This window comes from Pragia fontium (assembly GCF_900638655.1).
GTDB lineage: Bacteria > Pseudomonadota > Gammaproteobacteria > Enterobacterales > Enterobacteriaceae > Pragia > Pragia fontium.
The window spans coordinates 3,143,417-3,167,547 of record NZ_LR134531.1 but is presented as its reverse complement, the minus strand read 5'-3'; the positions used below and the strand labels follow the sequence as shown (position 1 = coordinate 3,167,547).

Annotated in this window: 26 protein-coding genes; 18 read left to right on the top strand and 8 right to left on the bottom strand. The window is 47.8% G+C overall.

What is annotated here, in order from left to right:
• Window position 1: 1 nt before the first annotated feature.
• Both EL341_RS13765 and EL341_RS13760 read right to left on the bottom strand, forming a co-directional pair.
• On the bottom strand, window positions 2-1,786 hold the full coding sequence (locus EL341_RS13765) for a GMC family oxidoreductase (protein WP_047781836.1): 1,785 nt from the start codon (window positions 1,784-1,786) through the stop codon (window positions 2-4).
• Between the two features lie 3 nt (window positions 1,787-1,789).
• Window positions 1,790-2,530 (bottom strand): gluconate 2-dehydrogenase subunit 3 family protein, encoded by a 741-nt coding sequence (locus EL341_RS13760; RefSeq protein ID WP_047781835.1) that lies wholly within the window; start codon window positions 2,528-2,530, stop codon window positions 1,790-1,792.
• 750 nt (window positions 2,531-3,280) lie between these two features.
• Here EL341_RS13760 and EL341_RS13755 point away from each other — a divergent pair.
• Window positions 3,281-4,249, top strand: a complete 969-nt coding sequence (locus EL341_RS13755; RefSeq protein WP_047781833.1) for a TerC family protein — start codon at window positions 3,281-3,283, stop codon at window positions 4,247-4,249.
• Window positions 4,250-4,326: 77 nt separating this feature from the next.
• Here EL341_RS13755 and EL341_RS13750 read toward each other — a convergent pair whose 3' ends face one another.
• A complete protein-coding gene (locus tag EL341_RS13750; protein WP_074821880.1) occupies window positions 4,327-4,560 on the bottom strand; it encodes a DUF2594 family protein in 234 nt (77 codons plus the stop codon).
• Between the two features lie 154 nt (window positions 4,561-4,714).
• Between EL341_RS13750 and EL341_RS13745 the strand changes: the two genes are divergently transcribed.
• Window positions 4,715-5,164 (top strand): hypothetical protein, encoded by a 450-nt coding sequence (locus tag EL341_RS13745; RefSeq protein WP_047781831.1) that lies wholly within the window; start codon window positions 4,715-4,717, stop codon window positions 5,162-5,164.
• A gap of 153 nt (window positions 5,165-5,317) precedes the next feature.
• Here the strand turns inward: EL341_RS13745 and EL341_RS13740 are convergent, their stop codons facing one another.
• Window positions 5,318-5,686, bottom strand: coding sequence for an HMA2 domain-containing protein (locus EL341_RS13740; protein WP_074821883.1), 369 nt, complete (start codon window positions 5,684-5,686; stop codon window positions 5,318-5,320).
• A gap of 260 nt (window positions 5,687-5,946) precedes the next feature.
• Between EL341_RS13740 and EL341_RS13735 the strand changes: the two genes are divergently transcribed.
• The 6 genes from EL341_RS13735 to EL341_RS13710 all read left to right on the top strand — a co-directional run bounded on the left by EL341_RS13735 (window position 5,947) and on the right by EL341_RS13710 (window position 10,457).
• Window positions 5,947-6,279, top strand: a complete 333-nt coding sequence (locus EL341_RS13735; RefSeq protein ID WP_047781829.1) for an HMA2 domain-containing protein — start codon at window positions 5,947-5,949, stop codon at window positions 6,277-6,279.
• A gap of 13 nt (window positions 6,280-6,292) precedes the next feature.
• On the top strand, window positions 6,293-6,949 hold the full coding sequence (locus EL341_RS13730) for a hypothetical protein (protein WP_232036564.1): 657 nt from the start codon (window positions 6,293-6,295) through the stop codon (window positions 6,947-6,949).
• Entirely contained in the window at window positions 6,939-7,256 is a 318-nt protein-coding gene (locus EL341_RS13725; RefSeq protein WP_232036563.1) for a hypothetical protein, read from the top strand. The genes EL341_RS13730 and EL341_RS13725 overlap by 11 nt, the downstream gene beginning before the upstream one ends.
• Window positions 7,240-7,554 (top strand): YtxH domain-containing protein, encoded by a 315-nt coding sequence (locus EL341_RS13720; RefSeq protein ID WP_047781827.1) that lies wholly within the window; start codon window positions 7,240-7,242, stop codon window positions 7,552-7,554. The genes EL341_RS13725 and EL341_RS13720 overlap by 17 nt, the downstream gene beginning before the upstream one ends.
• Before the next feature lie 8 nt (window positions 7,555-7,562).
• Window positions 7,563-9,632, top strand: a complete 2,070-nt coding sequence (locus EL341_RS13715) for a heavy metal translocating P-type ATPase (RefSeq protein ID WP_126468038.1) — start codon at window positions 7,563-7,565, stop codon at window positions 9,630-9,632.
• A gap of 69 nt (window positions 9,633-9,701) precedes the next feature.
• Window positions 9,702-10,457 (top strand): aminopeptidase, encoded by a 756-nt coding sequence (locus EL341_RS13710; RefSeq protein WP_126468036.1) that lies wholly within the window; start codon window positions 9,702-9,704, stop codon window positions 10,455-10,457.
• A 180-nt stretch (window positions 10,458-10,637) separates the two neighbouring features.
• Here the strand turns inward: EL341_RS13710 and EL341_RS13705 are convergent, their stop codons facing one another.
• Together EL341_RS13705 and galR are read right to left on the bottom strand one after the other, a co-directional pair.
• Window positions 10,638-11,207: a histidine phosphatase family protein gene (locus EL341_RS13705; protein ID WP_047781824.1), complete on the bottom strand. Its 570-nt coding sequence runs from the start codon at window positions 11,205-11,207 to the stop codon at window positions 10,638-10,640.
• A gap of 32 nt (window positions 11,208-11,239) precedes the next feature.
• Complete coding sequence (gene galR, locus EL341_RS13700) at window positions 11,240-12,265, bottom strand: HTH-type transcriptional regulator GalR (RefSeq protein ID WP_126468034.1); 1,026 nt, start codon at window positions 12,263-12,265, stop codon at window positions 11,240-11,242.
• A gap of 407 nt (window positions 12,266-12,672) precedes the next feature.
• Between galR and aas the strand changes: the two genes are divergently transcribed.
• The gene (gene aas / locus EL341_RS13695; protein WP_126468032.1) at window positions 12,673-14,829 is read left to right on the top strand and encodes a bifunctional acyl-ACP--phospholipid O-acyltransferase/long-chain-fatty-acid--ACP ligase; all 2,157 of its coding nucleotides are present in this window, start codon (window positions 12,673-12,675) and stop codon (window positions 14,827-14,829) included.
• Window positions 14,826-16,031, top strand: coding sequence for a lysophospholipid transporter LplT (gene lplT / locus EL341_RS13690; RefSeq protein WP_126468030.1), 1,206 nt, complete (start codon window positions 14,826-14,828; stop codon window positions 16,029-16,031). Before aas ends, lplT begins: the two co-directional genes overlap by 4 nt.
• 117 nt (window positions 16,032-16,148) lie before the next feature.
• Here the strand turns inward: lplT and mutH are convergent, their stop codons facing one another.
• Window positions 16,149-16,835, bottom strand: coding sequence for a DNA mismatch repair endonuclease MutH (mutH, locus tag EL341_RS13685; RefSeq protein WP_071845505.1), 687 nt, complete (start codon window positions 16,833-16,835; stop codon window positions 16,149-16,151).
• Window positions 16,836-17,532: 697 nt separating this feature from the next.
• Here mutH and rppH point away from each other — a divergent pair.
• From rppH to EL341_RS13645, 8 genes are all read left to right on the top strand, one after another.
• Complete coding sequence (gene rppH, locus EL341_RS13680; RefSeq protein WP_047781820.1) at window positions 17,533-18,087, top strand: RNA pyrophosphohydrolase; 555 nt, start codon at window positions 17,533-17,535, stop codon at window positions 18,085-18,087.
• A 232-nt stretch (window positions 18,088-18,319) separates the two neighbouring features.
• Complete coding sequence (gene lgt, locus EL341_RS13675) at window positions 18,320-19,195, top strand: prolipoprotein diacylglyceryl transferase (protein WP_047781819.1); 876 nt, start codon at window positions 18,320-18,322, stop codon at window positions 19,193-19,195.
• A 7-nt stretch (window positions 19,196-19,202) separates the two neighbouring features.
• Entirely contained in the window at window positions 19,203-19,997 is a 795-nt protein-coding gene (gene thyA, locus EL341_RS13670; RefSeq protein WP_047781818.1) for a thymidylate synthase, read from the top strand.
• A gap of 85 nt (window positions 19,998-20,082) precedes the next feature.
• A complete protein-coding gene (locus tag EL341_RS13665; RefSeq protein WP_126468028.1) occupies window positions 20,083-20,634 on the top strand; it encodes a WG repeat-containing protein in 552 nt (183 codons plus the stop codon).
• A 143-nt stretch (window positions 20,635-20,777) separates the two neighbouring features.
• Window positions 20,778-21,296: a prepilin-type N-terminal cleavage/methylation domain-containing protein gene (locus EL341_RS13660; RefSeq protein ID WP_047781816.1), complete on the top strand. Its 519-nt coding sequence runs from the start codon at window positions 20,778-20,780 to the stop codon at window positions 21,294-21,296.
• A complete protein-coding gene (locus EL341_RS13655) occupies window positions 21,290-21,916 on the top strand; it encodes a prepilin peptidase-dependent protein (protein WP_074821909.1) in 627 nt (208 codons plus the stop codon). The genes EL341_RS13660 and EL341_RS13655 overlap by 7 nt, the downstream gene beginning before the upstream one ends.
• 1 nt (window position 21,917) lies before the next feature.
• On the top strand, window positions 21,918-22,388 hold the full coding sequence (locus tag EL341_RS13650) for a YgdB family protein (protein WP_126468026.1): 471 nt from the start codon (window positions 21,918-21,920) through the stop codon (window positions 22,386-22,388).
• Entirely contained in the window at window positions 22,376-22,726 is a 351-nt protein-coding gene (locus tag EL341_RS13645) for a type IV pilus modification PilV family protein (RefSeq protein ID WP_114986995.1), read from the top strand. The genes EL341_RS13650 and EL341_RS13645 overlap by 13 nt, the downstream gene beginning before the upstream one ends.
• Before the next feature lie 65 nt (window positions 22,727-22,791).
• Here the strand turns inward: EL341_RS13645 and EL341_RS13640 are convergent, their stop codons facing one another.
• The gene (locus EL341_RS13640; protein ID WP_126468024.1) at window positions 22,792-23,889 is read right to left on the bottom strand and encodes an NADH:flavin oxidoreductase/NADH oxidase; all 1,098 of its coding nucleotides are present in this window, start codon (window positions 23,887-23,889) and stop codon (window positions 22,792-22,794) included.
• Between the last annotated feature and the right edge of the window lie 242 nt (window positions 23,890-24,131).

Here is a 24,131-nt window from a genome sequence, read left to right as displayed (position 1 = left end):
CTTATGCCTGCACCAGTGGGCCCGGGTTTTTCAGATATTGTTCACGAATCGCTTTAGCTGACCAGTAAGTCAGTGCCGCAACCAACCCGGTTGGGTTATAGCCCAATCCCTGAGGAAAGGCGGAGGCTCCGGGGACAAAAACGTTATGTACATCCCAACTTTGTAGATAGCGATTAATGGCGCTGGTATGGGGATCTTCCCCCATGATGGCACCCCCATTCAGGTGAGTGGTTTGGTAAACCGTAGAATCAAATTTTTCACCCGGTTTTTTCGCTGAGCCGCTAATCAGTTTAGGATTCATCGCTTGGGCAATTTTTTCCATCCGCTGGTGCATAAACTGCGACATTTTGATGTCGTTTTCCTGCCAGTTAAACGTCATGCGCAGCAGCGGTTGGCCGTAGATATCTTTGTAATTGGGATCCAGATCCAGATAGTTCACCCGATAGGATTGATGCGCTCCGTGTGCATTCATCGACAGATGGTGGGTATAAGCATCGGCTACCGCCGATTTCCATTTACTGCCCCAGGCCGGCGTGCCCGGTGGGGTCGGTAGGCCAGAGATGGGTTTGGTTCCTGCCTGATTGACCCAAAATGGCGAGCCTCCAACAAAGCCGTAAGGGCCGTGGTCGAAGTTATCGGCATTAAAGTCATCCACCGCGACGCCTGCACCACCGGCACCGATAAAGGCATTGGTATGAACGTCTTTATCGAAAAAGGCTTTAATCGAGGTTTCATTTTGGTAAGCAAAGTTGCGTCCGATAACCCCTTCGTTGGTGATCGGGTTATACGGTTTACCAATGCCTGACAGCAGTAAGAGATGCACATTATGGAACTGGAAAGCAGCCAGAATAACGATATCGGCCGGTTGTTCTATTTGGTTGCCTTGGGCATCAACATAGGTCACGCCGGTGGCTAACTTTTTATCATCGCTCAGGTTGACGCGCAGTACATTGGCATTGGCCCGCAGCTCAAATTTAGGCTCCTGACGGAGTGCTGGCCAGATATTCACGTTAGGGGATGCTTTGGAATACATATAGCAGGCATAACCGCTACAGTAGCCGCAAAAGTTACACGGCCCCATTTGTGCTCCATAAGGATTGGTGTAGGGGCCAGAAGTATTGGCGGAGGGTAAATCGTAAGGGTGGTAGCCAACGGCTTCTGAAGCGTTTGAAAACAGTTGGGCCGAGTAGGTGCGCATTTGCGCTGGTAGCGGGAAGTTGTCCGAACGGTCGGCGGCAAATGGATTGCCTCCTTTATCCTTACCCACCACTTGTCCTTTGATCGACCAAGCGGTACCGGAGGTACCAAAGACTTTCTCCGCTTTATCAAAAAAGGGTTCCAGTTCTTCGTAACTGACACCGAAGTCCTGAATGGTCATGCCGTCGGGTATAAAGCTTTTGCCATAACGTTGTTCATAATGGCTGCGCAAGTGCAATTCTATCGGGTCGACGCGAAAGTGAACCCCCGACCAGTGCAGGCCTGCACCGCCGGTACCGGTTCCCGGTAAAAATGCCGCAAGCTGGCGATAGGGAACCGCAGTTTCACCGGTGCTATGGCGTAAAGTGACGGTACTTTTGGACAGATCTTGAAACAGCTTTTTGCGAATATTGTAGGTGAGTTCATCAATGACTTGAGGATAAGCGCCGTCAGGATAAGTATCGCGCATTGGGCCGCGTTCCAGTGCCACTACGGACAGACCGGCTTCGGTTAATTCTTTGGCCATGATGGAACCCGTCCAGCCGAATCCGACCACCACGACATCCACTTTTTTCATTACGTTTGCCATGGTTTAGCTCCTTTCTCCGCGAATGGATACCGGTGGGAATGGGTAGGCTTCATTACGCTCAACCCAGTCCATAAAGTCCGCTCTGGCACCGGGAAAGCCAATTAATGTCCAGCCCACCAATCCTTGGTTACCGCCGTGGATAGGATCGCTGAAAAAGCCTTCGTGTGTGTTTTGTAACAGCGCTGAGAAAAATATTTTGCTGGGCACTTGCTGAAACTCGGCTTTACCGGCTTCAAACTGCATCAACAGTTGATCCTGTTGGTCGGTGGATAGCTCGGCAAACAGCTTGCCGGTCTGGTTTCTGGCATATTGATTGGCTTCGTGAATACCAAGGCGGTAGATCTCTCGAGGTTGTAACGGTAGTTGGTAACCGAGCGCGGGATCGGACTCCGGGTAAAAAGGCCCCTGCATATACCAGTTGGCTCCAGAGGCATAAGGGGTTTGCATTTGGCGATCGATAAATTCCGGTACGCCTGCTTCCAGAGCACCGGGGCCGCGATCGTCCTGTGGGATCAGACGCGAGACCGCGGCTTTAATAAAAGCGAATTCTTCTGGCGTAAAAAAAGTAGGTTGATAGTCACGGGTTGGTTGAGGGGGAGCGGTTTGCTCTTTTGCTGCGGCTTGGGTACTAAGCGGTGCGGCTAATGTGCCAATCCCGGTACTGCCAAGAGCAACTGCGGGAACTAATGTGATGGTTTTTAAAAGGAAATCTCTGCGTGAATTACCAGTATGTTTTTCATTCATAGATATTATCCCCCAAAAAATGACAAATTCTTAAACCGATTTTCATTTTTAATTCCATACGATAGGCATATTTATCGTGAGTTATAGGTTTGGATTGTTTATTACAGGATGTTTATTGGAATAATGGTTAAATGGTACTGATGTCTTATATGAAGGAGGCTAAGGGTAGCGAGTGCAAACTGCAGCATAAGAAGAGATAAGAAGAGATGAGGTAATCAATAAAAGCCTCTATTAAAAGAATAAGACATATTTGATAAAAATGCCTGCCGGACGGCACTTTTAGTGCAGGGAGAAAATAAAATAAACGATAAATAGTGAGATTAATCAGTGGAAAAGTAAGCTGAAATATTTTTAGATTGATAATATATGGTGAACCGAAATTTATTCGTCGCAACTTTTTTGTCTTTATTAAACACGTCATGCACATAGATGCTATCTTCCTCTTGACGTTTGTACCTGCAATCACGTATCTTTGTCGGCGCAAAGGGGAGTAACTTCTACGCTGGCTAATCGTCAATACGATGTATGCAATACATCCGGTTACCAGGCAACCTTCAGGTTGTAAGTGAGACCTTGCCGGAAGGCGAGGTGCGCTTATAGCTAGCTAAATTAGCGGCAGCGTTTTCCGACGTTTGCCGTTTTTTTATGTCTGAAGGTTAGGTTTTTCGGTGCGCTGGCTATGCTTTGAATCGTCAATATGTTTTTTCAAACAGCGGCCAGTGATGGCTGAAAAACCGCAGGAGATGCTAGATGAATACTGTTGGAACCCCTTTGTTATGGGGTAGTTTTATTGTTGTTGTCGCGATTATGCTGCTGATCGACTTATACGGTCAGAACAAGAAAAAAGGCGGCGCGATGTCATTCAGACAGGCCGCTGCGTGGTCGCTTATCTGGGTTAGCCTTTCTTTATTGTTTGCGCTGGGTTTGTGGTGGTACCTAAAGGGAACCGCTGGCCAGCAGGTGGCCGATACTCAAGCATTGGCGTTTATCACCGGTTACCTAATTGAGAAAGCGTTGGCAGTGGATAACGTTTTTGTTTGGTTAATGTTATTCAGTTATTTCTCTGTTCCGGTGGCATTGCAGCGACGCGTGCTGGTTTATGGTGTGATGGGGGCGATTGTCCTGCGTACCATCATGATTTTTGCTGGTAGCTGGTTGATCTCTGAGTTTGACTGGATACTTTATGTATTCGGTGCCTTCCTGTTGTTTACCGGTATTAAAATGGCGTTGGCCAAAGAGGACGATGATAGCGATATCGGTAATAAGCCGATGATCAAGTGGATCCGTAGCCGTATGCGTATGACCGATACGATGGAGGGGGAACGTTTCTTCACTCGCCGTAACGGCTTACTGTACGCCACTCCGCTATTTCTGGTATTGATTCTGGTGGAGATCAGCGATGTGATTTTCGCGGTGGACAGTATTCCGGCTATTTTCGCCGTGACCACCGACCCCTTTATTGTACTGACTTCAAATTTATTCGCTATTCTTGGCCTTAGAGCGATGTATTTCCTGCTGGTTAACGTGGCTGAGCGTTTCTCGATGTTGAAGTATGGTCTGGCCATTATTTTAGCGTTTATCGGCGTCAAAATGCTGATTGTCGATTTCTACCATATTCCGATTGCTATCTCTCTTGGTACGGTTGGCGGTATTTTATTGATTACGCTGGTGATTAACGCTTGGGTTAACTACCGTCACGATAAGCGTCTTGAACAATAGTTACCTTTGTTGATGTCGATAAAATAAAAAAAGCCCCGGTTGTTATTCAGACCGGGGCTTTTAAATTGGGACATCTATCAGCAGTTTTCTTGGCGGTAAGCCTGACGTATTTGCTGGACAATGTTTTTGAAGGATTCAGCCTGTGCTTGATCCGGATGTTCAGCAATCAGTTTTTCCATTTTAAGAACCACTTTTCCGGAGTCTGCCTGACCCATCGCAATTAGCATCAAGGTCATAATCGCCTTCAGGCCGGAAATTTCATTAGCCATTTCTTCAAGCTTGGCATTGGTTGGAAAATTGATATTGTTCATGATTTGTCCTATATGGATATCTATGACGATTTAAAATTTGGCATATGGTAGCAAAGTATTTGCCGAGACGTGAGCTTCCTTGGTGTAAAAGCGTTGAAAAAATGGCAAATAGGATAGATAATTATTCTCATTATTATTTGCGAGTGACCTGACCATGTCATCAGCCCTGAAAGCCCTGAAGAAATTGCGTAAGAAAGCGGCTAAGCACGGAAGCAAAAATAAAGCGGGAGATCGTGCGTTACAGCACCTTTCACGCCCGGCCGTGTTACCTGTTCATCATAAGCATCCGGCTACCGGCGTTGCTACCGATTCTATTTGGAGCGAAATTTCACAGCAGGTGGTGGGTTCAGTGTTGGTTGAAGTCACTAAGCCGTTAAAGCCACTACTTGATTGGTTTGAGCACGGTGGCTTTGTGACCGAAGTGATGCCGACAAAATCTTCTGGCGCCAGAGGGGTAACTCCCCATATTAATTCGGCGCGCATGAATCCCAATACTGCGGCGACCCCGGCAATATTACGCCTGCCGTTTAAATCCCCTCCCTGTAAGCGTTGCCCGGCCCGCAGCGGTGGTATCTGTCAGTGCGCGGCTAAACGTTTTGCCTGATAGGGCGTATGAGTTTAAGAGACGTTGATGGCGGCGCTTTGAGTACGGAAGCGAGATAGAGAAAAGCGTATCTGGCAGGGATAAATAAAAACACCCCGTTTATCTATGCCCAATGGCAATACATTAACGAGGTGTATAGGTAAACAGGGTAGCTTATCGGGCAAATGCTGCAACGGCGCTAACTAAAGAGCCGCCTAAAGTACGCTTCAATGTAGTTAAGGCAATGCCTTTTAACAGGGTTTTAGCTCCCAGACGAACGGCATTATTGATAAAATCGCGTTCTTCAACGTTCTCCAGCCAGCCGTAGCTTTCTACCGTTTCCAGTAATGCGGCCGCTGAAAGAATATGACTATCAAAGCGGATTGCTACCGAACCGGCATAGCGGCGGTATTGAATCTCTTTAATTCCAGGCACCTGTTCAAGTTTTTCAATCAATGCACTGACTTCAGCCGCGTGATGCTGAATATAATCGGAACGAATACGCACGCGATTTTGTGTTTGATGAATGTACGGACTACTCATAATGGCCACCTGAATGATAAAGATAACGAGAATAATTTACATTAAGGTTTGTGAGCTGTCTAGTATTTTTATTGCACAATTTGCTGCGCGTTATCACAAGAAAATAACAACATTATGTATTTTTTTGTGATAAATGTGATTCACACTAAATCAGTTATTTTTAGGTGTTTAAAATCATTGGGTCACGTCATATGATAGCTCTAACAAAAAATTAACCCGCTTTGCCTTTTTCTGCGGAATAAATCATTTTAGGATGTGTAATGAGTGCTGATAGTTTCAGTGGGCTAATGATGCTGCGTCGTTTTGTTGAGTTAGCTCACCATATTCCTGGCCGTATTCGTTTGCGCTTTACCAATAAATTGGTCGCCAGCGTAGGTAAAAGTAAACTGTCTGCATTGGACGAACTTTGCGGCAAAGATAATTGTTTACGCAGTTATACCCTGAATACCGATACCGGCAGTCTATTATTAGAGTACGATGCTAAACGTTTACCACCAATGCTACTGGATCAGCTGTTTGGTGATGACGATCAACTCGCTCAACAGGCGTTAACCCAAATTTTGCCAATTATCTCGCCGGCAGAAACCCAATAACGAGGAATGCAGTATGAGCAAAGATAATACCAGTAACGATCAAGAGCAGCCGGCATATCAAGGCATGCCGCCATACGGGCCTTACGGTTATCCTTATTATCCACCTTATCCTCAGCAACAGATGCAAGCAGCACAGCCTCAAATGCAACAAATGCCACCGATGATGTGGCCGCCTCATCCGCCAATGTGGAATCCTATGTATGGGCAGCCGCCAATGGGATACCCAATGCCTCCACAGCCTCAATTCCAGCAACCGGCAGCGCAACAGCCGTTATCCGGTTTTGACTGGGCCGGTCAGGCGCAAGGCATGGTAGAAGGGATGATGGGTGAACAGGCTGGTCTATTAAAACAAATCATCAGCACTATCGGTGTCGATGATAAAGAATTTTGGAAAGGCGCCATGATTGGTGCAGCAGCAGCGCTAATTTTAGGTAATGAAAGTGTCCGCAACACATTGCTACAAACGTTTGCCAATGCTGGTGATTTGCTGAAAAGCAGCGGTAGCAAGGTGAAGGATGCGGCAGAGAGTACCGCAGGTAGTGTTAAAGAAAACGTGATGACCGGCAGCGCGATTTTCCGCGATACGGTTCAGGCAGGTAAAGAGGGCTTTCAGGATTCAGTAGAACGCCATCGTCATGGCAATAACGATACCGGAGCAGATGATGAGTAATAACAGCGATCGTTTAAATCCCGCCAGTCGAGCGTTGATTGCCGGGGCTCTGGTGGGTGCAACAGCTGCTGGCGTTGAGCAATGGCGTCGTTACCAGAACGGTGAAAAAACCATTGAGCAAGCAACCAGTAAAGTACTGATTGATGCTACCAAGGCGGGTCTTATCAGTGGGGCTGCCATGACAGTTGCCAACGCGACAGCGGGTCGTCCGGTATTAACTTTGCTGACGGTGCTGAGTGCCGGAGCGGCAGGCTTATATTTGTTAGACGCCATGAATAAGAGAGGCTCAGATGAAACAGCCGAATAATCCCTATTACTATTATCCTTATTATTCTCCTTATGCCGCCCCTTCTACAATGGATCAGCAGGCGCCTCAAACCCCTTACCGTGCTGATAATGGCCGCGCCCATCTGATTACCGGTATTGTTGCCGGTGCCGCCGTGGCCTATTTGTTATCTAACCGTCATGTACAGAAAAGCATTGGTGCTACGGCCAATAAAGCCTGGGGAGCGGTGCGCGGTGAAGTTGAAGAGCTAAAAGAGCGTTTGGCAGATGTGCAGGCTGAGCTGGATTATTATCGCGAGAAAGATCGGGATAGCGAGTAACTGCGCTGATGACGAATCAATATTGTATTAAACCGGTTCATTCGCTTCCCGGCCGTTTAAGAGTACGCATAATCCGACTGCGTGAGCAGCAGGAGCATGCCGGTTGGTTGAAAAATCAGCTGTTGGCTTTTACTGGCGTTAAAACCGTGCGTTTGCGCCCGGCCGCCGCTTCGGCGGTACTGACTTACGATCGCCAAAAAACCGATGAACAGCGGTTACTCGAACATCTAAATAGCATTGACTGGTCTTTGGCGACGGAAAGTGAGTATGAGCCGGAATACTGCGGCGGCGATAATCTACTGAATTTAGTCGGGTTGGCGGCAACGCAGTTTCTGCCCAAACGTTGGGCAGCATTACCGGCGATTGCGCTGATTGCACCGACCATAGCGGAAGGTGTGGATTCATTACGTCATCGTGAGTTAAAGGTTGAGGTGTTGGATGCGCTAGCGCTAAGCCTGTCGATTGCCCGTGGTGATTACCGCACCGCGATGCTTACGCAGTCGCTGCTAACGCTGGGTGAATATTTCGAACAAGAAACCAGCCGTCATTCTGATGAATTGCTGTCAGAGTTGATGCAGCCACAAAATCATGCGGTTTGGGTTGAGAGAGACGGCGAAAGCCAGGAAATCAATAGCGAACAATTGGTTAATGGTGATGTGATGTTGCTGGGGCCGGGAGATAATATTCCGGCTGATGGCACGGTATTGCGAGGTGTCAGCTTAATTAATCAGGCGTCCATGACCGGCGAAAGTGTGCCGGTACGTCGTGAAGCAGGGGCTTGGGTATTTGCCGGTACTCAGGTGCAGGATGGCAATATTGCCGTTCGCGCTGAGCAAGTTGGCGATGAATCCTCTACCGCTAGCATTCGCCGTTTTATCACCGAATCCCTTAGCCAGCGCAGCGAAACGCAACAGGTTACCCAGAAGATGGCCGACCGCCGGGTAGCGATTACCTTGGCAGCCGGGGCAGGGGTATTTGCATTGACCCGCGACTGGAATCGATTGGCCTCGGTATTCCTGGTGGACTACTCTTGCGCCTTAAAACTAAGTACGCCAATAGCTTTTAAATCGGTGATGTACAAAGCCGCCACTTCCGGCCTGCTGTTAAAAGGTGGGCGGGCGATTGAACAACTGGCGGGTATTGATACCGTGGTGTTCGATAAAACCGGTACCTTGACCTATGGCGATATGCTGGTAACGGACGTGGTTAGCTTTGAACCGAAGAAAACCTGGGCGAAGCGCCTGCTGGCGATTGCCGCTTCGGTTGAAGAACACAGCAATCACCCTCTGGCTCGAGCCGTTGTTAGTGCAGCCCAACAGCATGAGCTACCGCATATTAACCACGGTGAAGTGGAGTATGTTATCGCTCATGGCTTGATCTCTGAGCTGGATGGTAACCGTATGGTGATCGGCAGCCGCCACTTCCTGCGTGAACATTACCATATTGATTTTGCGCCATTCAGTGAACAAATCGAAGAGCTGGAAGAACAGGGGCGTCATTTACTGTTTATCAGCCTGAATGAACAATTGGTCGGCATGATTGGTTTGCAAGATAACGTGCGTGATGAAGCCGCTCAGGTGATTCATCAACTGCGCGAGCTAGGTATTAACAACGTTATTCTGTTAACCGGCGATAAGCAGCATAAAGCTGAACAAATGGCGAAGGAACTGGATATTGATCGGTTCTTTGCGGAAGCCTCACCAGAAAGTAAAGTGTCTATCGTGCAAGGCCTGCAAGAGCAGGGATGTCGCGTCATGTTTGTTGGTGATGGGGTAAATGATGCACCGGTATTGACTCAGGCTGATGTCGGCTTGGCGATGAATCAAAGCACCGAACTGGCTCAGCAAGCTGCCGATGCGGTATTGCTACAAGATTCCCTGCATGGGGTAGTGGTGGCCCGTGAGTTGGCAGTTGAAGCCATGGCATTGGTCAACAGTAACATTAAGCTCACCGAATGGATCAACAGTGGTATTATGCTGGCGGCGGCTATGGGACGACTGTCTCCTACCCTGAGTGCACTATTGCATAATGGAACCACTATTGGCGTTCTGTTGCGTTCACTGGCGGCACGAAAGTAACGGGTCAGGTTGTCGCAACCGGGTGTTCTATTGATGAATAATACTGTGGATTGTTAAAGGATTAAGTGAATGAAAGACCTGATAGCAGGGAAATGGCGAACGCTGTTGTTGGTTGTGTTAAGTGTTCTGGTGGTTTCCGGTTGTTCTGTACGTTCTATTTCTAATGCGGATAAGGGATCTAATGCTTTTTATCGCGGTGAGCTGAGCGATCAGGATGTGCTGGGAGCGATGCCGAAGCAGGACATTACGGATGCCGATATTAAAACCGCGCTGAATAATGCGCGCTATAGCTTCAGACTACCGAAAGACTCTTCTATTTTGCTGATTCAGTCAGGGGCAATGACGCCAGATGCTGAAATGCAAAAAGCCCTTAAGCAGTATTACTCTGTTGCTGTTTTTTCCGGTATCCCACCTAATGATTCTCGCTATTACGGTTACCGTGGTGAAGCTGCACCAGAAAAGCAGACCGATTATCCTAAACTGTTACGCCTGACGGCGGCCAACGGCGGACAGGACAAGATTCTAGTCTATTGGGGGCAGTTGGAAAGCGGCTCCGAGAATGAAGCGACTAAAGTGGTTTCATGGGTACCGTTTATTGGCGGCGTATTGCCGGACGAAACTCAGCATATGCGCTTAGTTTTGCGTATGGCGTTAATTGACGTGCTGAGCGGACGTTGGGTGACCTTTACCCCGGAAGTATTTGAAAGCTCGTCAGTGAGCGGGCGCTATAATCGTGATTCGAAAGATACGAAACAAATCATGGCGCTAAAAGTGCAGGCCTATGAAGCGGCGGCAAAAGAGCTGTTTGCGCGCTTTGGTGGCTAACGGTTTACACTGTTTTCATCTATCGTCATCCTCGCTTTTGCGGAGATGACGATATCAAGATTGTCGATATATCTTAGAAAATGTTTCTTTCCGTCATTCCGGTGAAAACCGGAATCCAAGGTTTTGGCTTAATGACAACGTTTGGCTTAGGGATGACGGCAGGTGTAGGTTGATGTCTCATCACTCCGGATTCAATGCCCGCACCTCCGCCGTTGCCAATGGCACCAGCGTTCTATGCTGATTGAGCGGCTGGTTTAAAAAATGGCTGAGTAGGATTTGCAGCGGGTCGCCATGGCCTACCAGCAGAATGTTTTGCTGGCAATATTGTTGTTCCAACTGGCTGATTAACGCCATTTCCCGTTCGCAGACCGACGTTAATGATTCCACCTCTCCAAATTGATGCTCTGGCTGTTGCTCATCATATTGCCAAACCTGCGGGTAATACGCGTCATCCTGTAGTTCAAACTCACCAAAATGGCGTTCGCGCAGTGCCGGAGACGGTTGTAATGGGCGACTAAAATAGTCGGCTACCATGCCAGCGGTTTCGCTGGTGCGTTTAAAGTCAGAGTGAAAAATCATATCAGGTATTGAAAAGGGCCAATTTACCAGCGTATGGGTGACCTGATTAATACCGAGTGGTGACAGACCGTAACGATGTTCGCCGTGTTGAATATCACTCACGATAATTTTTTGCTGATTAGCCAAACTGTGCCCATGTCGCAGGACATAATAGCGATTGAGTAGAGACATCTTACGGCGGCTCCTGAATTAAACGGATAAGGTTAAATTGAATGGTGTGAATGCGTGGCCGGTAATTCGGCTACCGAATGCCTTTTCACCAAGGTTGGATGAAATAAATGGGTGATGTCTGGTAATGGCTTACCCTGAGATAGCGCCAGTGCCAATTCAGCCGCCTGATGAGCCATCGATATTATTGGATAGCGTAAGGTGGTTAAGCTGGGGCGTAGATAGCGGGCAATCAATACATCATCAAAGCCAATCAGCGACATCTGTTGAGGAACCTGAATGTTGTTATCGCTAAGTACTGATAAGGCTCCAGCGGCCATGGTGTCGTTGTAACAGACCACCGCCGTCATTTGCTGGTTCCTTTCCAGTAGTTCAATCAGCGCTTTTTCACCGCCGGCTTCATCCGGTGAGGCAGAAGCAATGCACCTGTTATTGATTGGAATTTGTTGTTCGGTTAAGGCATCGAGATAGCCCTGTAGCCGATCTTTAGCATCGGATATTTTATGATTTGAACCGATTAGGCCAATATGACGATGGCCTTGCTGAATTAAGTATTGGGTGGCCAGATGAGAACCATATCGATCATCGAGTGCAACACAGCGCTGTTCTAAACCGGGGATGCTGCGGTTAATCAACACCATGCCGGGAATCTGCATCATTAATCCGCGCAGTTCATCATCGCTTAAGGCTTTAGCATGTACCACCAACGCCGAGCATTGGTGGCGAATGAGCTGCTCAATGGCTTGACGTTCCCTGTGTTGGTCGTGATATCCGTTGCCAATCAATAAAAAGCTGCCGTTGGCATACGCAATTTGTTCGGTGGCTTTGACCATCGCACCAAAGAACGGATCGGATACATCAGCAACAATCAGACCAAGGCAACCGGTGGTCTGACGAGCCAGTGATCTGGCATTGGCGTTGGGATGATATTGCAGCGTTTCCATGGCGCTAAGTACCGTTTGTCGTGTAGCGCCTTTAGCCTTGGGAGAGTTATTCATGACTCGGGAGACGGTTGCTACCGAAACGCCAGCCAGCTTTGCGACATCTTTAATTGTGGCCATGTTTAACTTTCACTCCCAGAAAAGAAAACGTTTACATCGTTGAGTCTCACGGAATTAAAGGATATTGGCAATCAGCGTGATGAAAAAATGAGATGAAATGCAATAATTACATGCTTAGTTACACTTTATCGCGCTATGTAGCTTTTTGGTACTGGCTGGAAGGTGGGGTATGGACTAGATTTTAGATCCCAGAGGTATTTATTGGTGAATATCCGGCGGCAACGTCGGAACCATTTACTGGATTACACCGACCTACGCGGATGCGTAGGTTTTTTTTTGCTAATTTTTGATATTGCTGGTTTTTTATCCGGTTGGCTAATGAATGACGAACCGAGATAGAAATAGGTTGTCTTAACCCGTAAATGGATGTATCAACGCATAAAAGCGTTATCATAGGGAGCTAGTTGATGGTTTATCAAGTTTTGCGTTTTATTTGTCGCCTCTGTTTCCGTGTTCGTGTCTCAGGCGATCTCTCCAGTTTCCATCATGAGCGTTTGATGATAACGCCAAACCATCTTTCTTTTATTGATGGCATTCTGCTCGGCCTGTTTTTGCCGATTAAACCGGTTTTCGCCGTTTACACTAATGTGACGGATCGCTGGTTTATGCGGCTAATTAAACCCTATATCGATTTTGTGCCGCTTGATCCGAGTAATCCCATGGCGATTAAAACCTTGGTACGGCAAATTGAGCACGGTCGCCCCATCGTAATCTTTCCGGAAGGTCGTATTACCGTCACCGGTTCTTTAATGAAAATATATGACGGTGCGGCATTTGTGGCGGCGAGATCCCAAGCAACGGTGATCCCCATTTGGCTGGAAGGGGCTGAACTGAGTTTTCTTGGCCGTCTGAAAGGTGTTTTCAAACGTCGCTTATTCCCCCAAATAACCATTCATATTTTACCCGCCACCAAGATCCCAATGCCGGAAGCTAAACGTTCTGCTGAGCGCCGCAAACTGGCGGGTGAACGTTTACATCAGGTGATGATGGATGCCCGAATGTCGGTGCGTCAATCCATGACGTTATTTGAAGCCTTGCTACAGGCACACCGGCGTTACGGTATTGGTAAAACCTGTATTGCCGATATTTCGATGAAGAATGATTCATACCGTGCGCTGCTGAAAAAATCCCTCGGCGTTAGTCGGATTATTGGTCGGCTGACCGAACAAGGGGAGCATGTTGGCCTGCTATTGCCTAATACCACGATTACCGCCGCCGCCATTTTCGGCTGTTCATTAAGCGGGCGGGTACCGGCGATGCTGAACTACACCGCAGGCGTAAATGGCCTGGAAAGCGCGCTGAAAGCAGCACAGGTCAAAACGATTATTACTTCTCGTCAGTTTTTGGAGAAGGGAAAGCTGATGTACCTGGCTGAACAGGTGACTGGCGCTAAATGGTATTTTCTTGAAGACCTGAAAGATACCGTTACCAGAGAAGATAAGCTGTGGATTATTAAGCATCTATTTGTCCCTCGTCAGGCGATGGTGAAGCAAAGCCCGGATGATGCCGCAGTGATTCTGTTTACCTCTGGCTCCGAAGGTAATCCAAAAGGGGTGGTTCATTCGCATAACAGTTTGCTGGCTAACGTGGAACAGATTCGTACCGTAGCGGATTTTACCCCTCAGGATAAGTTTATGTCGGCCTTACCGCTGTTCCATGCGTTTGGCCTGACCGCAGGGTTACTGACGCCGCTGATCACCGGTAGTCGAATCTTTCTCTATCCCAGCCCATTGCACTACCGTGTGGTACCAGAACTGGTTTATGACCAAAACTGTAATGTGATGTTTGGTACCCCAACTTTCCTCAATAATTATGCGCGTTTTGCCCATGCCTACGACTTTGCTCGTTTGCGTTATGTGGTGGCGGGAGCAGAGAAATTATCAACGGCTACGCGTGAATTATGGCAAGAGAAGTTTGGCATTCGTATTTTGGAAGGCTATGGCGTAACGGAGTGCGCGCCGGTTATTGCGATTAACGTTCCGATGGCGGCGAAATCTCATACCGTGGGTCGTTTATTGCCGGGCATGCATTCTCGTCTGATTTCCGTGCCGGGAATTGAGGATGGCGGACGTTTGCAGGTGCAAGGTCCTAACGTGATGAAGGGCTATTTACGGGTTGAGAATCCGGGCGTGTTGGAAGTACCCGAAGCAGAGAATCAGCAAGGTGTGATGGAGCGTGGTTGGTACGATACCGGCGATATCGTCTCTTTTGATGCTGAAGGGTTTTGCACCATTAAAGGGCGGGTTAAACGCTTTGCTAAAATCGCCGGTGAGATGGTTTCGCTGGAGAGCGTGGAAGCGATTGCCAAAAAAGTGGCACCGGAGGCTGAGCATGCCGCAACGGTGCGCAGCGATTTGGCTAAAGGTGAGTCGCTGGTGTTGTTCACGACGGTTGATGGATTAGCGCGGGATGCTTTGTCCCGTGCAGCTCAAGAGCTAGGCTTACCGGGTCTGGCCGTTCCTCGTGATATTCGGGTGGTTAAATCTTTGCCGCTCTTAGGTAGCGGTAAACCGGATTTTGTTACCCTACGTAAAATGGCCGAAGCGCCTGCGGAGCACGTATGACAACCATTGATGTTACGCCAAAACCGCTGTTGAGCCGCGGTATGGTGGCGGTCACCAGCGCACAGTTTCTTTCGGCATTTGGTGATAGTGCGCTGTTTTTTGCCACCCTCGGCGTACTGATTCAAAAAGCCTATCCGTTATGGGCACACTCCACATTGCAAATGTTATTTATTGTGGCTTATGTGGTGTTGGCTCCGTTTGTGGGACAAATTGCCGACAGTTTTTCCAAAGGTCGGGTGATGATGTTTGCCAATGCCATCAAGCTACTTGGTGCGGCGATCATTATTGGCGGTCTGGATCCTTTCTTTGGATATACCTTAGTGGGCATTGGTGCGACGGCTTATTCCCCCGCTAAGTACGGTATTTTGGGTGAGATAACCCATGGTGATCAATTAGTTAAAGCCAATGGGTTGATTGAGGCTTCAACGCTGGCGGCGATTCTGGTGGGGTCACTGGTGGGTGGCTGGTTGGTTGATATCAGCCCTTATCTGGCATTAGGGGTGTGTTGTGCGGTGTATGCCGGCGCAGTGGTCGCTAACTGCTATATTCCCAAACTACAGGCGGCTCGCCCCGGTGTGCCTTGGAATTTGAAGCAGATGGTCGGGCGCTTTGCTCACTCTTGTGTCGTGCTGTGGCGCGATGAGGGTACCCGCATGTCTTTGGTGGGGACCAGCCTGTTTTGGGGAGCGGGGATCACGCTGCGTTTTCTGCTGATTATCTGGGTACCGGTGGCATTACATATTGAAGGCTTGCTAACGCCAACCATGCTTAATGCCATGGTAGCCGTTGGTATTGTGATTGGTGCAGCGGCAGCGGCCAAATGGATTACGCTAAAAACTGTCAGTCGCTGTATTCCCGCAGGTATTTTGCTGGGAATTGGGGTGATTGTGTTTGTATTGCAGGGAAGTCTGGCGTTTTCTTATGTGATTCTGATGGTGGTGGGGATATTCGGGGGGTTCTTTATTGTCCCGCTGAATACGTTATTACAGGATCGCGGTAAGCAAACGGTCGGGGCAGGTAATGCGGTAGCCGTACAGAACTTTGGTGAAAATACCGCAATGCTGCTGATGCTTGGCCTGTATACATTGGCGGTTAAAGCGGGGATGCCACCTGTGGTGCTGGGCTGTGTCTTTGGTGGATTATTGGCTGTCTCAATCAGCAGTCTATGGATTGTTCAGTTGATAAGATCCAAAAATAATTAATCAGTATGATCATGATAGAGAAGAGCCGAAAGGCTCTTCTGACTATTCACCATGAGGTTTTTGGCTGTGCTCAATGTTGGCGACGAGCGGAATAGCTTTATTGATCACTGTCATTAGCTATATTTGAAAGTGCTTAGCTAATAAGGCTCCGGTAAATGCTTTTTTCAAATAGAACCCGCGTGGCAGAGTGGTAATCGGTTGACCGAATTCTCCTACGGCTTCAGTTAATGCGCGACTATTTGCGGCTTTTGGGCGAATTTGTAAGACTTCACCATGTCGGGCGGTTATCGATTCCACTTTACCTAATACAATTAAATCCATCAGTTCTTCCCAATCATGTCTGAGCTGTTGCTCTTCATGACTATCGGGACTCCATAATAGCGCGGTACCGATACGACGTTGAGCCAAAGGTTTACTTCTTTCTCCCTCCACTGGTACCCACAGCACACGACGCAGCTTTTTACGCAGGTGGCTGTTCTCCCAGGTAACACCCACATTACCGGTGAGTGGGGCTACACAGACAAAGGTTGTCTCCAGCGGTTTCCCTTGTGCATTAACCGGAATGGTTTTTAATTCTACCCCGAGATGGGGGAAGTCTTGTTCTGGTTTACTACCGGCACTGGCACCGAGATAACGCTCCAACAGCATACCTACCCAGCCTTTATCCCGTTTTAGATCGTTTGGGATGGGCATAGCGGCAGCATCAGCCAATTCTTTCATGGTATAGCCAGCCAGTGCCAGAGCGCGTTGATAAAGCTCTTGCTCGCTGTTTGGAATGTTAAGAGGTAGTGGCTGGTTATACATGATGGGATCCATTATTAACTGTTCTAAATTTAGACAATATTATTCGACCTACTTATCAGTAGGAAGAAAGATGAGGATAAGTTATTTAATATCATGATTTGACACGTTATTTACTTATTTTATTCATTGCCGTTCACCGCAGTATAGATCTTTATATACGATAAGCCACCGACAGTGAACAGGATCTTACACTAGGTTATCCACAGATTTCTTGGATAACTTAAAAAATAGCGATCACTGGTTCAATTTACAGCCTTGACGAAACCCTTTTTTTGCGCTCAGGTCAACGATCTGGTCAACTTTTTATCATTGCCTGTGGATAAAATCAACGGTGAACACTTTTTGTTCACGAAGGATCCATAAAGAGATCCAACTCACATAAAAAGTGACGAGTCATTCAAGGGTTTTTATTTAATATATTGATTATAATGAATTAATATTGGTTTTTGAATCAGGCGGAAATAAAAGTTATTTAGGGTTCTACCCATATTGTTATCGGGTTCTTCACATGGATATCCACAGTTAAAGTGCATAAGATCGTTATTGTGGTAAAAAAATGTTTATAACTTTTGTTTTTAAGTCAAGTTATTCTCAGCGTAATTCTTATTGCAGAGAAGTGACGCGGAGGTTTACCGCTTGTAAGTTGTATGAAACAATCAGCCTATCTAAAAGATTTATGCTTACTTGAGGTAGTCCAGTGATCGATGATGATGGCTACCGCCCGAATGTTGGTATCGTAATTTGTAATAAGCAGGGGCAAGTGTTGTGGGCCAGACGTTTTGGTCAGCATTCATGGCAGTTTCCTCAAGGGGGGATCAACCCCGGAGAGACGCCAGAGCAAGCAATGTACCGTGAACTTTTCGAAGAAGTCGGATTGAGCCGGAAAGATGTGCGCATCCTTGGTTATACCAGAAACTGGTTACGATATAAGTTACCTAAACGTTTGGTGCGTTGGGATACCAAGCCCGTTTGTATTGGTCAAAAGCAAAAATGGTTTTTGTTACAACTGTTGAGCAGTGAAGCAGATATTAATATGCAGCGCAGTGGTACGCCGGAGTTTGATGGTTGGCGCTGGGTTAGCTACTGGTATCCGGTTCGTCAGGTTGTCTCTTTTAAACGCGATGTTTATCGACGCGTAATGAAAGAGTTTTCACCTATCGTCATGCTTTTGCAGGAAGTGAAGTCACAGAAAGTCCATTCGCCTTATCGGCGTAAAAAGGGATGGTACTTGAGTGGCGAGAATGAAAAATAGTCTAAAATATTAACCTCACTACGGTGAGGTTAAATAATTTTAGCGATGTAGTAGGGAACTCGGCCGTTTGTCAACAGATGTCTGAAAAGGTAAAGGAGTGTGAATACATCTACTTATGCCGATCAACGTTTGTATTGCTATGGTATGATTGCATCATTCGTGCTTCATCATTGCGTGAGCATTGAGCCAGTTTAATCCCCAATTCAACATTTAAATCATATTATGGTGAGTGATGAACTCTAGCTTTCTCGAATTTCCCAAATTTGATCCGGTTATCTTCTCTTTAGAACCCACATTGCCGTTATCACTCCGCTGGTATGGCATGATGTACCTGATCGGCTTTATTTTTGCCCTGTGGTTGGCAAATTACCGCGCTAAGCAGCCGAATAGTGGCTGGACGAAAGACGAAGTTGAAAGCCTGTTGTATACCGGTTTCCTCGGCGTGTTCATCGGTGGTCGTTTGGGCTACGTGCTGTTTTATGATTTCTCAAGTTTTCTGGCTAACCCGCTTTATCTGTTCAAGGTATGGGAAGGCGGGATGTCTTTCCACGGCGGTTTGTTAGGTGTTATTGCGGTAATGCTGTGGTTTGCCCGTCGAACTAAACGTACTTTTTTTCAGGTGTCGGACTTTATGGCACCGTTAATTCCGTTTGGACTTGGCGTTGGGCGTTTAGGTAACTTTATTAACGGTGAATTGTGGGGGCGGGTGACGGATTTCTCTTGGGCAATGCGCTTCCCAACATCCAGAGCTGCCGATCTACAGTTTGTGGAACAGAATCCTCAGTGGGCGCCGTATATGCAAGATGGCATGCTGCCTCGTCATATGTCCCAGCTATATGAGATGTGTCTGGAAGGAATCGTTTTATTCCTGATCTTAAACCTGTTTATCCGTAAGCCACGCCCTGCTGGCAGCGTTTCTGGGTTATTCCTGATTGGTTATGGTTCATTCCGTTTCATTATTGAATTCTTCCGTCAGCCGGATGCTCAGCTGGGTCTATTTGGTTTATTCAGTATGGGGCAACTGCTCTCTTTACCAATGATTATTATCGGTGTTTTAATGATGGTTTGGGCCTATCGTCGCCCGCAGACGTCAAAACAACAGGCATAGGATTACAATGAAACAGTATCTGGAATTAATGCAAAAAATCCTCGATGAGGGAGCAAATAAATCTGACCGTACTGGTACCGGTACGCTGTCGATCTTTGGTCATCAGATGCGTTTCAATTTGCAGGAAGGTTTCCCGCTGGTCACCACGAAACGTTGCCATCTGCGCTCGATTATTCATGAATTGCTATGGTTTCTAAAGGGCGAAACCAATATTGCCTATCTGCATGAAAACAATGTCTCTATATGGGATGAGTGGGCAGATGATAATGGTGATTTAGGGCCAGTTTATGGTAAGCAATGGCGCGCCTGGGGTGCCGCTGACGGTCGCCAGATCGATCAGATCACTAAAGTGGTTGAGCAACTGAAGCAGGATCCTGACTCTCGCCGCATTATAGTTTCTGCGTGGAACGTGGGTGAGCTGGATCAGATGGCACTGGCGCCTTGCCATGCATTTTTCCAGTTTTATGTGGCGGATGGAAAACTCTCATGTCAGCTGTATCAGCGTTCGTGTGATGTGTTCCTTGGCCTGCCGTTTAATATTGCCAGCTATGCTTTACTGGTTCATATGATGGCTCAGCAGTGTAATCTGGAAGTGGGCGATTTCGTCTGGACCGGTGGCGATACGCATTTGTATATGAACCATATGGAACAGACCGCTTTACAGCTTAGTCGCGAACCGCGCGCTTTACCTAAGTTGATTATCAAGCGTAAGCCTGAGTCAATTTTTGACTACCAGTTTGATGATTTTGATATTGAAGGTTATGACCCTCACCCGGGCATTAAAGCCCCGGTTGCTATTTAATCTTCAACCGCTTCAATCAACAATTCAATCCCCGATTTGACTAAGTCAGTCGGGGATTTTTTTAGCTTAAGTGTTAAGTGCTGAAATGAAAAAACGATTAATGAATATTCTGTTGTTTTTGGCTGGAAGCCTAATAACAGAGGCTGCCGTAGCGCAAGTGGCGCAACAGGCAAATATGCTCAAGTGTTACTACCGGGATCGGCAAACAATGGAGCTGACGACGTTGGTCAACTGCGCCCAGCGAGATGAAAAGGGCAAGCTACATTTTTCTCCGCAGTTGCTGAAGAAGGCGGATTACAGCGAAGGTATGACGGATATCTATATGGATAAGTCAGCCTATTATGTCAAACCTGATGGCCGTGCTTTGGAAGTGATTATTTTCGATAATGGCCCTGATGGGTTTGCTGAAGGGCTAGTTCGTTCCAGAGTTAACGGTAAGATAGGCTACTTTAACCGTCGCTTTGAACAGGTTATTCCCGCCGACTATGATTTTGGCTGGTCGTTTGAAAATGGCCGGGCGCTGGTATGTTCCGGGTGTCAGCCTCAGCCCGATGGCGAGCACACCGCCATGGTTGGCGGCCTGTGGGGATATATTGATAAGCAGGGTAAGCCGCTGGCACCCTTTAAACCCCGTTGAAGCGGCTGCAATGGGTTGATTTTTGCCTCTCTGCCCGCAAAGTGATGTAACAAAGATCGCGTTACATAAAATCAGCGGGTAATTCGCCTCATAACATTTTTTCTGGTCTGCCTATTGGTTGGTTCTTTGGTTAGGGTTTGAGTATGAAATCAAATCTCTCTGACGGACAGCGTGGCATGACCCTAATGGAAATACTTTTTGTGATCGCCATTATGGCGATCCTCTCCACCAGCGGTATTAATAGCTGGCAAGGCTATCGGCAACGGATTCTGTTGGAACAGACCAGCGCCGGGTTGCTGGCTTTTTTATCCCGAACTCAGTCCGCCGCGAACTGGCACAATCAAACCTATCTGTTAACGCTGGGAAGGCGGGGGAATCGCTATTGTCTCCGTGCCGGCCAATCTGCATCTGGTTCAGAATGCGCTTCTGATATTGGCCTGATTTTTCTGCTGCCGGATAATTCGTTTGAGATAGCGCTTAATCAATCCGAGATTGGTCTGGGGTTTTATGGCCTGCGCAATACCGCCGGTGCCGGCCATATTGTGTTATCCAATGTAGCAGGCCGAGTCCGTTTGGTACTCTCGGCTAAAGGGCGTTTAAGGCGCTGTAGTGAGAGTATTGATGGGCATCAGCCCTATCTACCGGGAATTGTTCCATGTTGATTCAAGCGCGTTGTAACGATCAACAGGGCGGTTTTTCTCTGCCGGAAATGCTGCTGGCGATGCTGTTTAGCAGCATGATGATGGTCAGTGTGGCAGCGATGTACCCGGAGTTACAGCGCCAGAGCATGAGTCTGTATCGGTTATATCGACTGGAACAGTCAATGCGACAGGTGTTGTTGATGGTGGAAAAAGATATGCGTCGAGCCGGTTTTCTGCTGGGGGATGGGAACGGGAAGGAGAGTAATGGAATCCGGTTGAGTGCCCATACTCAGTCTGAGCCGAACTCCTGCATGATTGTTCAATACGATCTTAACCATAACGGCGTTATTGATCCGCCAGAATCCGCTATGGCAGAGCAGTTTGCCTATCGCTGGCTTAATGGCACCGTTGAACAGGCTCGGGGAACGGAGAACTGTCACGGTAGCGGTTGGGAAAAGCTATTGGATCCGGCTGAGATAGTTATTACGCAATTTTTGATCGAGCGAGTGGCACAAGATCGTTTGCCTGACGCTTCTCCTGCGGATGCATCGGGGTATTTTATCATTACGTTAGCGGGGCATTGGAAGCGCTGGCCTGCGTTAACGCGTCGTTTGACATCGCGTGTCAGGGAGAGGCATTGATATGTCGAAACACAGGCAAGAGGATTTGAAACGGCAACAGGGCTACAGCACCATTGTGATGGTGATGCTCTTAATGCTTTTTGGCACGCTAATGTTGAAAGGGTTAAATGGACAACTGACTACTCAGGTCAGAATCTATGCTGACGAACGGCGTTATTTTCGGGCTTACTATCAGGCTGTTTCCTCCTTGTCTTGGGGGCTGGCTCAACCCTGGATCGGTTTAAATGCTAATTGGCAGTGTCGTCGTTTGGAAAACATTGGTCTAACTTCCTGTGCCAAACAGCTTAGTGATAGCCAGGTTTTGTTGCGAGGTGAGGGCCGTGGAGGAGCGCATCCGTTACCGCTGACGCTGTTTCAGCTAGCGGAGGTGAAGCCGGGCAATATTCCCTCGCTTGAAATCAAGCTTAAGCCGTTGCCCTATGGGCGCATCGATTTTTGTCCGCTGAAAACGGCCGTAGAATGCCAACCTTAAGGCCGACCTTATTCTCATCACAGGCGGGCTTTAGTTTAATTGAAGTGCTGGTTGCGATGGTGCTGTTTTCTATCACTATTCTGGGGTTATTAAAATACCAGCAAGTGCTGACGGCACAATTCAGCCACTATGCTGATAGCCAGTCTGCATGGCGGTTGGCGGCGCAGGCTTTGGATATTTATCCGGCTAAGATTGAAAATGATTCCCGACTGGATAAGGGGCATTGGCAATTAAATACCCAGATCACCCCGATGGTTAACGGCTGTAATAAAGTGACGGTGCGGGTGACTGCTCCGGGCAAAATAGAGGCGGTACTGGATAGATGGTTTTGTGATTAGGGCTGCGTTAAAGGTAAACCATAGCGATATGGCCTACCTTTGGTCATTAATGGCAGATGATGGCATTAATCCGGCAGAAAGAGGTTTTTAATCCGGTGCGGCTGAGAACGCCAGTACTGTTTAGGCGCGCTAATCTGGGCACCCAGTTCTGCCGCTGCATGCCATGGCCAGCGTGGGTTATACAGAATACCTCGCGCCAGAGCGACCATATCAGCCTCTCCGGTGGCCACGATGGCTTCTGCCTGTTCGGGTTCAGTGATCAAACCTACGGCAATGGTTGGCATCCCAACCTCTTCTTTAATGCGGCGAGCAAAAGGCACCTGATAATTAGGGCTGACAGGAATATGTTGTTGAGCGGACAATCCGCCGCTGGAGACGTGAATGTAATCGCATCCCAGCTTTTTCAATTGATAGCAAAGCTCAAGGGATTGCGCCAAGTCCCAGCCATTTTCTACCCAATCACTGGCGGAGATGCGAACGCCAACGGATTTATGAGCAGGGAATACTTTACGTATCGCAGAGAAAACCGCCAGCGTTAGGCGCATGCGGTTGTCCAGTGAGCCACCGTACATGTCCTGGCGATGATTAGAGATTGGTGATAAAAACTCGTGCAGCAAATAGCCATGGGCGGCATGGACTTCTATCACATCAAAACCCAATTTATCTGCCCGTTTGGCCGAGTGGGCAAATGACGCAATAATCGACTCAATTCTTTCTGTGGTTAGCTCCAGAGGCTGGGCGGAATTGTTATCATATGGAATGGCCGATGGCGCTACTGGTTGCCAACCGCCATGCTCTGGCGTGACCGCCGGGCCGGGTTGCCACGGCGCGGGCATGGAGGCTTTACGACCGGCATGGGCTAGTTGAATGGCAAGGGGCATGGTTGAATATTTTTTTACTGCCTGAATTGTGGTTGCCAGCGCCTGTTCGGTTTTATCATCCCATAAGCCAAGATCGTTTGGCGAAATGCGCCCCTCGGGTTCGACCGCTGTTGCCTCAACAATTAACAGTCCGGCTCCAGAAAAAGCTAACTGCCCAAGATGAATGGTATGCCATTCCGTTGCCTGACCATCAATGGCCGAGTATTGGCACATGGGGGCAATAATAATACGGTTGGGTAAAGTGACTGGGCCCAGATTTATCGGGGTAAATAGTTGGCTCATGTTTGATACCTCTTAGCGAGAGAAATAAACAGTGATTGGACATTAAATTATTCGACAGCGATCGAAGTTATTTGAATCTCATCTGGTCGTTAAGGGCTGCAAATAACATAGTGCGAAGATGTACCAGATTAATGTAACAGGTGTCATTCATGGAAAAGTCATCGTTCGTGCTATGGTTTAGTTATCATTAAGCTGCCAGACGCTATAATGCAAACCGATGTGGCCTATTTGCTTTACAGTAC